Source organism: Cupriavidus taiwanensis, from assembly GCF_900249755.1.
Classification (GTDB): Bacteria; Pseudomonadota; Gammaproteobacteria; order Burkholderiales; family Burkholderiaceae; genus Cupriavidus; species Cupriavidus taiwanensis_D.
Genome location: NZ_LT976854.1, coordinates 2,209,391 through 2,223,108 on the forward strand (window position 1 = coordinate 2,209,391; position 13,718 = coordinate 2,223,108).

At 70.7% G+C, this 13,718-nt stretch carries 8 protein-coding genes; 7 read left to right on the forward strand and 1 reads right to left on the reverse strand.

Going from position 1 to position 13,718, the window contains the following annotated elements:
• Nucleotides 1–7: 7 nt before the first annotated feature.
• From CBM2594_RS25495 to CBM2594_RS25510, 4 genes are all read left to right on the forward strand, one after another.
• On the forward strand, nt 8–1,009 hold the full coding sequence (locus CBM2594_RS25495) for an amino acid--[acyl-carrier-protein] ligase (protein WP_116359537.1): 1,002 nt from the start codon (nt 8–10) through the stop codon (nt 1,007–1,009).
• Nucleotides 1,010–1,990: a DUF1839 family protein gene (locus tag CBM2594_RS25500; RefSeq protein ID WP_116359538.1), complete on the forward strand. Its 981-nt coding sequence runs from the start codon at nt 1,010–1,012 to the stop codon at nt 1,988–1,990.
• On the forward strand, nt 1,987–4,590 hold the full coding sequence (locus CBM2594_RS25505) for a glycosyl hydrolase 2 galactose-binding domain-containing protein (RefSeq protein WP_232346753.1): 2,604 nt from the start codon (nt 1,987–1,989) through the stop codon (nt 4,588–4,590). Before CBM2594_RS25500 ends, CBM2594_RS25505 begins: the two co-directional genes overlap by 4 nt.
• A 433-nt stretch (nt 4,591–5,023) precedes the next feature.
• Nucleotides 5,024–5,746: a Crp/Fnr family transcriptional regulator gene (locus CBM2594_RS25510; RefSeq protein WP_012354880.1), complete on the forward strand. Its 723-nt coding sequence runs from the start codon at nt 5,024–5,026 to the stop codon at nt 5,744–5,746.
• A 94-nt stretch (nt 5,747–5,840) separates the two neighbouring features.
• Here CBM2594_RS25510 and CBM2594_RS25515 read toward each other — a convergent pair whose 3' ends face one another.
• The gene (locus CBM2594_RS25515; RefSeq protein WP_116359539.1) at nt 5,841–6,908 is read right to left on the reverse strand and encodes a DUF1839 family protein; all 1,068 of its coding nucleotides are present in this window, start codon (nt 6,906–6,908) and stop codon (nt 5,841–5,843) included.
• A 335-nt stretch (nt 6,909–7,243) separates the two neighbouring features.
• On the opposite strand from CBM2594_RS25515, the gene CBM2594_RS25520 reads away from it, so the two are divergent.
• The 3 genes from CBM2594_RS25520 (at nt 7,244) to CBM2594_RS25530 (ending at nt 13,188) form a co-directional block, all read left to right on the forward strand.
• A complete protein-coding gene (locus CBM2594_RS25520; RefSeq protein ID WP_116359540.1) occupies nt 7,244–8,821 on the forward strand; it encodes a mannose-1-phosphate guanylyltransferase/mannose-6-phosphate isomerase in 1,578 nt (525 codons plus the stop codon).
• Between the two features lie 113 nt (nt 8,822–8,934).
• Nucleotides 8,935–11,274: a polysaccharide biosynthesis tyrosine autokinase gene (locus CBM2594_RS25525; protein WP_116359541.1), complete on the forward strand. Its 2,340-nt coding sequence runs from the start codon at nt 8,935–8,937 to the stop codon at nt 11,272–11,274.
• Between the two features lie 99 nt (nt 11,275–11,373).
• Nucleotides 11,374–13,188 carry an alpha/beta hydrolase gene (locus CBM2594_RS25530; protein ID WP_116359542.1) on the forward strand — a complete coding sequence of 605 codons (1,815 nt, stop codon included), beginning with the start codon at nt 11,374–11,376 and terminating at the stop codon, nt 13,186–13,188.
• Nucleotides 13,189–13,718: the final 530 nt, after the last annotated feature.

Here is a 13,718-nt window from a genome sequence, read left to right on the forward strand (position 1 = left end):
AGATCGCATGGACCTCCATACCCTGACCGACGCCGGCGCCCTGGGCGGCGCCGCGGCCGACGCCAGTGCCGCCGCGCCGGACGGCAAGCCGGCGCCGGGCCCATCCGGCCCCACCTTCCTCGAGCAACTGGTGGCCGAGGGCCTGATGATCCCGACCGGCGTGCCCGGCCTCTATGGCCGCAACACCACCTTCGAATCGATCTGCGAGGGCATGAACACCGTCATGACGCGGCTGGGGCACGGGCTCGGCGCCGAGACGCTGCACTTCCCGCCGGCCATGGGCCAGGCCGATTTCGAGGCCAGCGGCTACATGAAGAGCTTTCCGCAGCTGGCCGGCACCGTGCACAGCTTCTGCGGCGACGACAAGGGCCACCGCCGCCTGCTGGCGCGCCTGGAGGACAAGGACGACTGGACCGACCAGCAGCAGCCGACCGGCGTGGTGCTGACCCCGGCGGCGTGCTATCCGGTCTACCCGGTGATCGCGCGGCGCGGCCCGCTGCCCGAGGGCGGCAAGGTGGTCAACGTGATGTCGTACTGCTTCCGCCACGAGTCTTCGCTGGAGCCGACCCGCATGCAGCTGTTCCGCCAGCGCGAGTATGTCTGCCTGGGCACGCCGCAGCGCATCGCGGCGTTCCGCGAGCAGTGGCTCGCGCGCGTGCCGGAGCTGGCCGAGGCGCTGCTGCTGCCGGTGCAGACCGACGTTGCCAACGATCCGTTCTTCGGGCGCGCCGGCAAGCTCGTGGCCGAAAGCCAGCGCGAGCTCAGGCTCAAGTTCGAGCTGCTGATCCCGATCAACGACGGCGCGCCGCCCTCGGCGTGCATGAGCTTCAACTACCACATGGACCACTTCGGCAACATGTGGGGCCTGCGCACCGCGGACGGCGCCATCGCGCACACGGGCTGCGTCGGCATCGGCGTCGAGCGCATGGCGCTGGCGCTGCTGCGCCACCACGGCTTGGATCCGGCACGCTGGCCCCAAACCGTCCGCGACACGCTGTGGGGAGAGTAAATGTACGGCGACGGCAGGGCCAGGGTGCGCGCAGGCCGCTCCACCTGGCATGGCGGCAATCCGGTCTGGTCCCATGCGAACCAGCAGATCGACCTGTGGGTCGAGCTGCTGCAGGGGTGGGATCTCGAGCCCATTGCCGCACTGCCGTTCACCGTGGCGCAGGACTTCGAGGGCGACCAGTTCACGCTCTCGGCATTCCCCGCCAACGACCTGGAGCGCCTGTACGGCATCGTCACGCACGAGCTGTCGATGTACGACCGGCTCGAGGCGCATGTTGCCACCCAGACCGCGCGCGGCAACGTGGTGCTGCTCGAAGTCGACAGCTACCAGCTGCCGCAGCCGGCCGGCACCTACCGCCGCCAGCATATGCGCTCGTGCATCGGCATCGACGTGCTGGTGCCCGAGGCGGCCGCGGTGGGCTATTTCCACGGCGACGGCTACCACACCGCCAGCGGCGACGACTATGCCGCCATCTTCCGCCCGGCGACGGTAGGCTACGGTGACGTCGCGGCGTTCCCGCACGCGTCGGTGGCGCGGCGGCGCTTTGCCGCGCTGACCGATGCCGCGCTGATGCGGACTTCGCTGGAGCTGCTGCGCCACCACCTGTCGCGCCGTCCGCAGCAGAACCCGATCAGCGTGTTCCGCATGGCGTTCCCCGGCCATCTCGAACACCTGATGGCGCGCGGCGAGCCCAACTTCCAGGTCTATGCGACCAGCGTCTTGCGCCAGCTGGGCGTCAACTTCGAACTGCTCGGCCGCTACCTGCGCTGGCTGGTGCTGCACGGGCACTCGCTGCCCGACAGCATCGGCGAGGCCTGCTACACCATGGCCTCCGAAGCCATGGTGATGCAGTTCCGGCTGATGCGCGCGGTGATCAGCCGCAAGTCCGATCCCTGCCAGGACTGCCTGGACCAGCTCGAGCAGGCCTACCACGGCACGGTGCCGGCGCTGGCCTCGCACTTCGGCGCGAGCGTGGCATGAGCGCGCGCGACGCGGCGCAACTGGCGCAAGGCCAGTCCGCGGGCACGCCTGCCGCGACGACAACTACCGCATCCTGCCCGGCGATCGCCCCGGGCGTGGCCGTTGGCCCATGCGAGCTGGCAGGCGACTGGCGCTGGCTGGAAACGCTCGCGGGCGCTGTGCAGACGCCGGCGGAGCTGGCGCCCGATGCGGCTTGGCTGCCCGCGCCCGTGCCCGGCACGGTGGCCGCGGCCATGCGCGCGGCGGGCCGCTGGGACGACAGCGCGCCGCCGCCGCTGCACCGGCATGACTACTGGTACCGCGTGCGCTTTGCCGGCAGCGGCGCGCGCACGCTGCGCTGCAATGGCCTGGCGACGCTGGCCGAAGTGTGGCTCAACGGGGTGCTGGTGCTCACCACGCGCCATATGTTCGCGGCCCACCAGGTGGCGGTGCAGCTGGCCGGAGACAACACGCTGCACCTGTGCTTTCGCGCGCTGCATCCGTGGCTGCGCGGGCAGCGCGGGCAGGTCCGCTGGAAGCCGCGCATGATCGTGCCTCCCGCGCTGCGCGCGGTGCGCACCACGCTGCTCGGCCACATGCCGGGCTGGTGCCCGCCGGTCCATGCGGTCGGACCGTGGCGCAGCATCGAGCTGCTGGATCCGGCCAGCGCCGATCCGCTGCACGGCGTGCGCGCCGAGGTCAGCACGCAGCTCGACGGTACCGACGGCACCGACGGCATCATCACGCTGACGCTGCACTTCCCGGGACCAGCGCCGGCACAGGCGCGCTGGCTGGCCGCGCAGGGCGACGACGAAGTCTGGGGCAGCCTCGCGCGCACGGGCACGCATGTGCTGGCCGGCACGCTGCGCGTGCCGCACGCGCGCCGCTGGTGGCCGCACACGCACGGCGATCCGGTCCTGTACCGCGTCGAGGCGCACCTCGGCACGCAGGCGCTGCATTGCGCGCAGGTCGGCTTTCGCACCGTGGAGGAAGACCGCGACGGCGAGCCCGGCGCCTTTGCGCTGCGCATCAATGGCGAGCGCATCTTCTGCCGCGGTGCCTGCGTGTCCAGCCATGACCTGCCAGGACTGGCCGACAGCGACGAGGCCGTGGCGCGCTGGCTGCGGCTGGCGCGCGGCGCGGGCATGAACATGGTGCGCGTCAGCGGCGTCACCTGCTACCCCGGCGAGGCCTTCTACCGCTGCTGCGACGCGCTCGGCCTGATGGTGTGGCAGGACTTCATGTTCGCCAATTTCGACTATGGCGCGGACCCGCACGCCGCGCGCGGCCTGATGGACGATGCCGCGCGCGAAGTCGGCCAGTGGCTGCAGTCCACGCGCGCGCATCCGGCCATCGCGGTGCTGTGCGGCGGCAGCGAAGCCGAGCAGCAGGCGGCGATGCTGGGCACGCCGCGCGGCGACTGGCGCCAGCCGCTGTTCGACGAGCTGATCCCCGGGCTGGTGGCCAGGCACCGTGCCGATGCGGTGTACGTGCGCAACTCGCCCAGCGAAGGCGCGTGGCCGTTCCAGCCCGATACCGGCATCACCCATTACTACGGCGTGGGCGCCTACCAGCGCCCGCTCGCGGACGCGCGCCTGGCCCGCGTGCGCTTTGCCGCCGAGTGCCTGGCCTTTGCCAACGTGCCGTGCGCGCGCACGCTGCGCGAACACGGCCTGACCCAGCCGCTGCACGACCCGCGCTGGAAGGCGCGCGTGCCACGCGATGCCGGCGCGGCGTGGGACTTCGAGGATATCCGCGACTTCTACCTGCGCGCGCTGTACCAGGTCGACCCGCCGCGCCTGCGCTATGAGCGCCCGGCGCGCTACCTGGCGCTGTCGCGCGCGGTGGTGGCCGAGGTCATGACGGACGTCTTCAGCGAGTGGCGGCGCGTGGGTTCCACCTGCGCGGGCGCCCTGGTGTGGCAGCTGCAGGACCTGCTGCCCGGTGCCGGCTGGGGCATCGTCGATGCGTGCGGCCGACCCAAGTCGGCCTGGCATGCCTTGCGCGCGGTGTCGCAGCCGGTGCAGGTGCTGCTGACCGACGAGGGCCTCAATGGCCTGCATGTGCATGTCATCAACGAAACCGCGCAGCCGCGCACGGTGCTGCTGACGCTGCGCTGCCTGCGCGACGGCGAGGCGGTGGCGGCGCAGGCGCGGCAGGAGCTGGCGCTGCGCCCGCGCGAATCCTGCCGGATCGCGGCGGCGGCGATGCTCGACCATTTCTTCGATTTCACCTATGCCTACCGCTTCGGCCCGCCCGCCCACGACGTGGTGCTGGCCACGCTGCATGCCGAAGGCGACAGCGGCGGCGTGCCGCTGAGCCAGGCGGTCTACCTGCCCGACCGCGGCGCCGGCGCGCTGGCGGCACCCGAGCTGCAGGGCAGCGTCGAATGCGTGCAGGGCCAGTGGTGGCTGCGCATCGGCACGCGCCGCTTTGCGCGCTGGGTGCATATCGAGGACCACGCCTATCTGCCGGAACAGGACTGGTTCCACCTCGGGCCCGGTGAAACGCGGCGCATCCGCCTGATGCATGAGAGCGGCCCCGACGCCGCCACCGGTCCCATCCCTTCGGGCGAGATCTACGCCATCAACGCCGAGCGCCCCGCCAGCTACGGCGCGTAGGACGCAAGCGCCGCTCGCGGCGCGCTGCCCCCTTGCCATGCCTCGCCTGGCCGCCTGCCGCGGCACGCGGTCCGCGGGCTTGCCGCGGGCCGGCACTTGCCGTTGCCGCCAGCCGCAAGGACGGGCGCGGCGCCGCGCCGGCCTGCTACCAACCAACCAAAGGATGAACGAGTACCAGCCGTCTGCCTACTGTCGCTTCAGTGCGCCATAGCACTTAATACAGTCAACCGACGCGGCAGGCACACAGCGCACCGCAGGGCTTGCGCGGCGGGACGGAAAGCGGCCTGCGGCCCGTCATCTGTCAGTCATACGCGGTGTCAACAAGTCGGTAAGCGTCAGTCACGGGTGGAGCGGTACAGCCGGGCCTTGCACCACGCAACCAGTGCGCGAGCGGCGGCCCAGTGCCGGTCCCGGGTCAACGGGGAGAATCAGCATGATCACGCAACGGTCGGACCTGCATGTCAATCATCTGCTCAATGCCTTGCCGCGGCAGGAATGGGAAACGCTGTCGCGCCACTTTGAACTGGTCCGGCTGCGTGCCGGCGAATTGCTGACTGACACCAGCCAGCGCATCGTGCATGTGTATTTCCCGACCACTTCGGTGGTGTCGCTGCTGTCGCTGCTCGAAGACGGCGCCACGGTGGAGTTTGCCGCGGTCGGCAACGAAGGCCTGGTCGGCATTCCGGTGGTGACCGGCGGCGACACCATGCCCAGCCGCGTCGAAGTGCGCAGCCCGGGTTTTGCCTACCGCATTCCCGCGCGCGCGCTGCGCGCCGAGCTGTCCTACCTGCCGACGCTGCAGCGGGTCACGCTGCTGTATGTGCAGGCGGTGCTGACGCAAATTGCGCAGACCGCGGCCTGCAACCGCCATCACTCGCTGAACAAGCAACTGTGCCGCTGGCTGCTGCTGGCGCGCGACCGCATGAATTCCAACGAGCTGGTCATCACCCAGCAGGTCATCGCCAACATGCTGGGCGTGCGCCGCGAGGGCGTCACCGAAGCGGCCGGCAAGCTGGAAAACCTGGGGCTGATCCACCACAGCCGCGGCCATATCACCATCCTCGATCATTGCGGGCTCGAGAAGCATTCCTGCGAATGCTACAAGCTGGTCAAGCGCGAGTACGACCGCCTGTTGCCCGCGCTGGCCCACGCCTGAAGCGCCCCGGGCGCGCGGCACGGCAGCGGCCGTGCGCCCGTGGTGTGGCCAGCGTCGGCAACGCTGGCGGCGCTGGCGGCGCTTGCCGTTGGCGTCAGGCGTATGCCCGCTGCGCGGGGTCGGCGCCGAACGCCGACAGCAGGCCGGCGATGACCGTTTCATAAGCGCACTCCATCGTGTCCAGGCACTCGCTACAGCGGTCCGGTCGGCTGCGTGCCATGGCCCGGGCCAGGCGGAACTGCAGCACCTTGCTTTCCGCAGCCATGCGGTTGGCCGCCTGCGCCACGCGTGCGGGCACATCGTAACCATGCTCGCCGAACCAAGCGAGGCAGTGATGCAGCATCTCGAAGTTCGCCCCCAACTGGCGCGGCAGGTTGAAGCCGTAGTGATGGAAGTAGGCGTCGCCGCGTGCCAGGATCACCGCGACATGTTCGTCGAAGTCGGCGCGCCAGCGCGTGACCGGGTTCAGCGCGGGGCGCCGTCCCAGGTGGTGGCGCATCAGCGCCGCGGCGGCGTCGGCCGCGGCCACGCCGCGCAACGGCGCGCGCACGCGCTTGGCGCATTCGGCGTACGGGAACAGGATGTTGCCGTCGCGCAGTTCGGGCGCGAGGCGCAACAGGCCGCGGTAGTCCTGCGCTTCGGCGGTGTGGTAGCCGAGGCTGTGATAGTAGGACAGCCGCTGCGCAGCGGGGTCGATCCGGTCGATCGCGACGGTGGTCTTCACATGCGCCTGGCGGTAGGCGGTGGCGCGCGTGTCGGGCAGGTAGTAGCTGTCCATCTCCACCAGCACGGTATGGCCGCGCCCGACCTGTTCGAGCAGATGCGCCTGCAGCGTGTCGTAGACCGCCATCTCCTGCACCACCGTGCCGTACAGCAGCTCGAGGTCCGCCTGCGGATACTTGAAGAAGGTGAAATGGTCGCCCTCGTAGTCCTGCGTCACGGTGAAGGCCAGCGCCGCGCGCGGCTCCAGCCCCCAGCCGTACAGCAGCTCGATCCACAGGTCCATGTAGCAATTGGTCTCCTGCCAGACCGCGGCTTCGTCGTGCAGCCAGCGCTGCACCGGCCTGGCCACGTGGCAGGGCGACTGGCGCGTGTAGTGATAGCCGCGGTCGGCGGCCGCGCTTGCCGTGCTTGCTGCCCTGGTTGCTACCGCCCGCTCCATGTCGTTCCTCCGCCGTGCGTGCATGCCGCCGGGCCGCGATGGCAAGCGCTGCGCCTGCACGGCCCACTGTATTGCAACGCCGCCGGGCGCCGCCATCGGTGCGTTCTCCAACAGAGCGCGCGCGATCGCGGGCGGCCTGCCGCGGCGGCGCAAGTAGCGTGTGCGGAATCGAACAGATTGCGCCAGGCCGGCTGCCTAGACTGGCTGGCATCCCCGTCATGGCGGTCAGGGACCGCTGCCGGGCGTACCCGTTTCTGCGAGGCCGCGGCTGCGCAGCGCCGGGCCGGACGCGCCGCATGCGCGGGACGCTTGGAACAGGCGACACTTCAGGAGGCATGATGCGAATTCGCACCCGGGAAGAAAACCAGACGCCGCCGCCGGTCAACGGCGAAATCCATGCGGCCCTGCAGGGGCTGGGCGACAGCGCGGTGCATGGCGCGGCGTTGCCGGTGGTGCAGCCCGTGATCCTTGCCGGCGGCGCCGGTACGCGCCTGTGGCCGCTGTCGCGCGAACAGTTCCCGAAGCAGCTGCTGAACCTGATTGCCGAAGACACGCTGCTCGAAGCCACCGCCAACCGCCTCGCCGGCGTGGCCGCGCTGGCGGGCCGCCCGGACGGCATGGAGGCGGCGCAGATCGTGGTTTGCGGCGAAGAGCACCGCTTCATGATCACCGACATGATGAAGCGCGCCGGCAAGCCCGCGCGCGTGCTGTCCGAGCCGTGCGGGCGCAATACCGCGCCGGCGCTGACGGTGGCCGCGCTGCATGCGCTCGCCGCCGCGGGCGAGGGCGGCGATGCGGTGCTGGTGGTCACGCCGGCCGACCACAGCGTGGCCGACGTCGCGTCCTTCCGCGAGGCCATCGCCACCGCGATCCAGCATGCGGACCTGGGTGCCATCGTCACGCTGGGCGTGAAGCCGGTGGCGCCGGAAACCGGCTTCGGCTACATCCGCGCGGCGGGCGGCGCCGACCGCGGCGCCTTCATGCTGGACCGCTTCGTCGAGAAGCCGCACCTGGAACTGGCCAAGCACTATGTCGAGTCCGGCGAGTTCTGGTGGAACAGCGGCATCTTCGTGGTGCGCGCCTCGGTGTGGCTGCGCGCGGTGGCCGAGCTGCAGCCCGAGATGGCACGGCAATGCCGCGCCGCCTATGCGGCGAGCGAGCACGCCGCCTGCGCCGGCGAGGTGCTGTGCCTGGGCAAGGAGGCGTTCCACGCCTGTCCGTCCGATTCGATCGACTATGCCGTGATGGAGAAGCTCGAGACCCTGCCCGATATCGCCGGCATGCTGGTGCCGCTCGATGCCGGCTGGTCCGACGTGGGCTCGTGGGCGGCGATCTGGGATATCGCGCCCAAGGACGCCAGCGGCAATGCCGGGCGCGGGCGCGTGCTGTTCGACGGCGCCAGCTCGTGCCTGGCGCATTCCGAAGGCCGCCTGATCGCGTGCGTCGGGGTGCAGGACGTGGTGGTGGTGGAGACCGCCGATGCGGTGCTGGTGGTCGACAAGGCCCACGTGCAGGACGTGAAGAACATCGTCCAGCGCATCCGTTCCGAGCATGGCAATGAAGTGGTGAACCACCGCAAGGTGCGCAGGCCCTGGGGCTGCTATGACTCGATCGACCGCGGCGACCGTTTCCAGGTCAAGCGCATCGTGGTCGAACCGGGCGCCAGCCTGTCGCTGCAGATGCACTACCACCGCGCCGAGCACTGGGTGGTGGTGCGCGGCACCGCGCGCGTGACCTGCGGCGACAGCATCAGCATTCTTTCGGAGAACCAGTCGACCTACATCCCCATCGGCACGCTGCACCGGCTAGAGAACCCGGGCAAGACGCCGCTGGAGATCATCGAGGTGCAGTCGGGCGCGTATCTGGGCGAAGACGACATCGTGAGGTTCGAAGACAACTACGGGCGCAAGTAGGGGGTCGGCGGCCAGTGCGTGGGCCCGTGCGCCGGCAGGCGCGGCGGGCAGGCACCGGTTGCTGCGTGATTGGCGTGAGGCAGCGTTTGGCGGGGAGAGATGTCGTGAGCAGAATGTCATTTGCCGGAGCCGTACCGGTACCCGACCAGGTGTCGCCGCGCAGCGGCGCGAACGCGCGCGTGCTGCTGGACCACGCAGGCTGGATCCTTGCCGCCGGGCTGACCGGCGCCGCCATCGCCTGGATGGCGTGGCTGTCCACCCCTGACCTGTACCGCGCCAAGGCGCTGGTGCAGCTGCAGACGCGCGACAGCGCCGGCCGCGCGGCCGCGCCGCAGCTGGACCTGGGCATGCTCAAGAGCCGTGCCGTGGTCGGCCCGGTGGTCGAGCGCCTGCACCTGGATATCGAGATCCAGCCGCTGCGCGCGCCGCTGCTGGGCAGCGTGGTCAACCACTTCGCCGAGCCCGGCAAGCTGCGCGGGCCGTGGCCGGCCGAGCTGGGCTATGCGTGGGGCGGCGAGCGCGTGGCGGTGGAGCGCCTGAACGTTCCGGCGCGGCTGCTCAACGTGCCGCTGACGCTGGAGATCCTGCCCGACAACGGCTTCCGGCTGAGCGGGCCGGACGCGCAGGTCGAGGGCCGCGCGGGCCAGGTCGCCGAGGCCAGCGGCATCTCGATGCTGGTGGGGCGGATCGAGGCGCGCCCGGGTACGCGCTTCCTGGTGACGCGGCGCGACCTGACGCTGACCGTCGATGCCGTCACGCGCGAATTGCGCGTCGAGGGCGAATCGAGCGACGCTACCACGCTGCGCATCAGCTGGCAGAACCGCGACCCCGCCACCGCGGCCGCGCTGGTCAACGGCATTGCCGATTCCTATATCAAGGGCCAGGCCGAGCAGCGCCAGGACGACGCCGCCGCGACGCTGGCCTTCCTGTCGGGCGAACTGCCGCGCGTGAAGGCCGAGCTGGAGCGCGCCGAGAGCGCGCTGACGCGCTACCGCTCGCGCTCGGGTTCGCTGGCGCCGAGCCAGGACGTGCAATCCTATTTGAACGGCAGCATGGAATACCAGCGCCAGATCGCGCTGCTGCGCCTGGAGCGCACCAAGCTGCTGCAGCGCTTCACCACCGAAGCCAACGAGGTCCGCACGGTCGACAGCCAGATCCAGCAGCTCACGCGCGAGCGCCAGGAGATGGACGCACGCATGCAGAACCTGTCGGCATCGGAACGCGAATCGGTGGCGCTGACGCGCGACGTCAAGGTGGCCGAGGACATGTACATGACCTTGCGCAACAAGGTCGAGCAGCTGTCGCTGGCGCAGCTCGACCGCACCGGGCAGGTGCGCATCGTCGACAACGCGCTCACGCCCACCGTGCCGGTCGGCATGGGACCGTGGCCGCCGGCCGCGGGCGGCGGCGTGCTCGGCATGCTGCTGGCGGCCGGGGCGCTGACGCTGCGCCAGCGCGTGCGGCCCACCGTGGCCACCGCCAATGACGCGGAAGACAAGCTGGGCATCACCATGCTCGGCGACATCGCCTTCAGCCGCGAACAGGCGGCGCTCGAGCGCATGGTCTCGGCCAAGGCGCTGCTGGGCGTGGCCGCGGGCTATGCCGCGCCGCCGTCGGCGCGCCTGGAGCGGCCGCGGCCGTCGAGCGCGGTGATCGACGTGGCCGCGCTGGAGGATGACAGCGCCGACCGGATGCTGCGGCTGGGCCTGCACGACCAGTTCCTGCTGGCGCGCAACGCGCCGCACTCGCTGGCGGTGGAAGGGCTGCGCAATATCCGCGCGGCGGTGCATTTTGCCCTGCGCAGCGCGCCGGACCATGTCATCGCCGTCACCAGCCCGGCGCCCGGCGCGGGCAAGACCTTTGCGTCGGTGAACCTGGCCGTGCTGTTCGCCGAAGCCGGCCAGCGCGTGCTGCTGATCGACGCCGACCTGCGCCGCGGCCGCGTCGCCAGCTGGTTCGACCAGCCCGCCGAATCGGGCCTGGCCGAGCTGCTGACCGGCCACGTGCCGCTGTCGGCCGCGGTGCGGCCCACGGTGGTCAACGGCTTGTCGATCCTGCCGGCGGGCTTGCCGCCGTCGAACCCGTCGGAACTGCTGATGCGCCCCGGCATGGCCGAAGCGCTGCGCCAGTGCGCCGCGCGCTTCGACCTGGTGCTGATCGACACTCCGCCGGTGCTGGCGGTGGCCGATGCCAGCCTGGTCGCGAACCTGGCCGGCTCGACCCTGGTGGTGCTGCGTGCCGACGCGACCCTGCCCGGCCAGGTCGATGAAACGCTCAAGCGCCTGCAGCGGGCCGATGCGCGCCTGCTGGGCGGCATTCTCAACTGCGTGATCGCCAAGCGCAGCAACCGTGCCGAGTTCAGCAGCGTCAACCCGTACCTCGGGATGCCGGCGACCACGCCGATCTCGCGGCGCATCGGGCAGGCGCTGCACCGTGAAGAAAAAAGAGAATAAGGGGGACGCGGAAACGGGTGAGCGTACCCGTTTCTGCGTGCAGATGCGGGTCCTGTTCCACCGGCTCGGCGGCTGACCATCCGCTCGCCAGGAGGCGACATGAGGCGGCTTATGTTCGAAGGCTGTGCCGGCTGGCTGCACGAGGCACATGGAAAGACCGGGGTAGTCCTGTGCGCGCCGCTTGGCCACGAGGCCATGTGGTCGCACCGGGCATGGCGGCATCTCGCCGACGACCTCGCCGCGGCCGGCATGCCGGTGCTGCGCTTTGACTATCCCTGCACCGGCGACTCTGCCGGGGCCTGCGATGCGCCGCATTTCGTCGGGCGCGCGGCCGCGAGCATCGTCGCCGCGGCGGCGCAGCTGCGCGCGCTCGCGGGAGTCGAGCGCATCGTGCTGTGCGGGCTGCGCGCCGGCGCCAGCCTCGCGGTGCAGGCCGCCGAGGCGATGCGCTCGCACCCGGCATGGCAGGGCCGCGTTGCCGCACTGGTGCTGCTGGCGCCGGTGGTCAATGGCCGCGCCTACCTGCGCGAGCTGCGTGCACTGCATCTGAACTGGCTCAACAGCGTCGGGCCGTCCGAAACCCCGTCACCGGCACCGGCGGGCGCGCTCGACGTGCTGGCCTTCCGCTTCACCGCCGACACCGTGCGCGACCTGGAGGCGCTGCGCCTGGACCGCGGCACGAACTGCCCCGCACCGCGCGTGCTGGTGCTCGACCCCTGGCCCGGCACCGCCTCCGCGGCGGGCGCGCTGGCGCAGTACTACACCGACGGCGGCGCAAAAGTCGATACGGCCGCGTTTCCCGAGTACGGCGAGATGATGCAATCGGCCGAGTTTGCCGGGGTGCCGGCGCAGGCCTGGCGGCAACTGGTGCAGTGGCTGGCGCCGGCATCGGCCGCGCTGCCGGCGGCGCTTCGGCACCTGCACGGGGCAGTGCGCGCGGCATCGCTGCGCGTGGCCGTCGATGGCGTGGTCGAGGAGTCGGTCTGGCTCGATGCGCGGCGCCAGTTCGGCATCCTGTGCATGCCGCGCGACGCGGCGCCCGCGCCGGTCGCGGTGATCTTCCCGAATACCGGCGGCAACCACCATGTCGGCGATGGCCGCATGTTCGTCACGCTGGCGCGCCGGCTGGCACGGCTGGGCGTGGTTTCGCTGCGGCTCGACGTGGCGGCGCTGGGCGACAGCCCGCGCGCACCGCGCAGCATGAGCATTCCCGAGATCTACTCGCCCGGGCCGCGCGCCGACGTGAGCGCCGCGGTCGACTGGATGCGCGCACGCGGTTGCCGCTGCATCGTGCTGGCCGGGGTGTGCTCCGGCGCCTTCCTGAGCCTGCACGCCGCGCTGTCCAACCCCGGCGTGAACGGCCTGGTGCTGGCCAACCTGGTGAAGTTCCGCTGGGACCGCGCCGACGACCGCAGCGCGGGCAAGGGCGCGCGATCGTGGCAGGGCTGGCTGGCCGCCGCGCGCCGTGGCGGCAACTGGCAACGGGTGCTGCAGGGAGACGTGCGCATCGGCCCCCTCGCCGCGGCCATGGCGCGCCACGCGTACCGGCATGCCACCGAGCGCGCGGCGTACCGGCTGACCCGGCTGCGCGGCGGCGAAGACCTGGCCTCGGCCACGGCCTACGCGCGGGCCGCGATGCGCAGCCTGAACGAGCGTGGGGTGCAGATCGACATGCTGTACGGGTCAGAGGATATGGGGCTGGATGAGGCGCAGCTGCGCTTTGGCAGAGAGCTGGAAGCGCTGGCGCCGCTGGCGCATGTCACCGTGCAGCGGCATGGGTGCATGGATCATGCGTTGTTTCTGGCGGATGGGAGGCAGGTTTTTTGTGACCATGTGGTCAGGCATGTGGTGGGGAAGGTGGCGGCGATGGAGGAGGTGGGGGAGGGGTTGATGCGGGGGGCTAAGGCTTGTTGATGGTCTTGTTCCGTCGCTGTTGGTGACATGCTGTCGGCTCTTGAACCGCCTGGTTCCGCCCTGCTGGGCGGGTCACTTTTTGTCCGAGCGACAAAAAGTAACCAAAAAACGCGTCGCCTGTGCGGCTGGCAATCAATTCCACGGCGTTGGTGGTTCCAGCGGTGGTGATTTCCGTTTGGCTTGGGTGCCCGTTCGACCCTGCTAACGCTATGTGAGTTAGGGACAACGCCTTCGATAACCGACTATTGAACGATCCCAAACTAGGGCGTAGGCAGCCTGCTGCCGGCCTTATCGCGGGGACGCCTACGGCTGCTGCGCAGGGAGTATCTCAGGTCGGGGGCTCTGGCACGGAACGCGTCGCTGCGCTCGCTTGGCGCCCGGGTGTGTCCGCGCCAGCGCCAGTGCCGTGCCGGCGCCCCGCGACCACTACCACTGGTTTGCTCCCCTCTCCCGCCTGCGGGAGAGGGGCCGGGGGTGAGGGCAGGGAGCCTCAACGAAGTCAGGCCTTCCGCAGCGAAGCAGCCACGGCA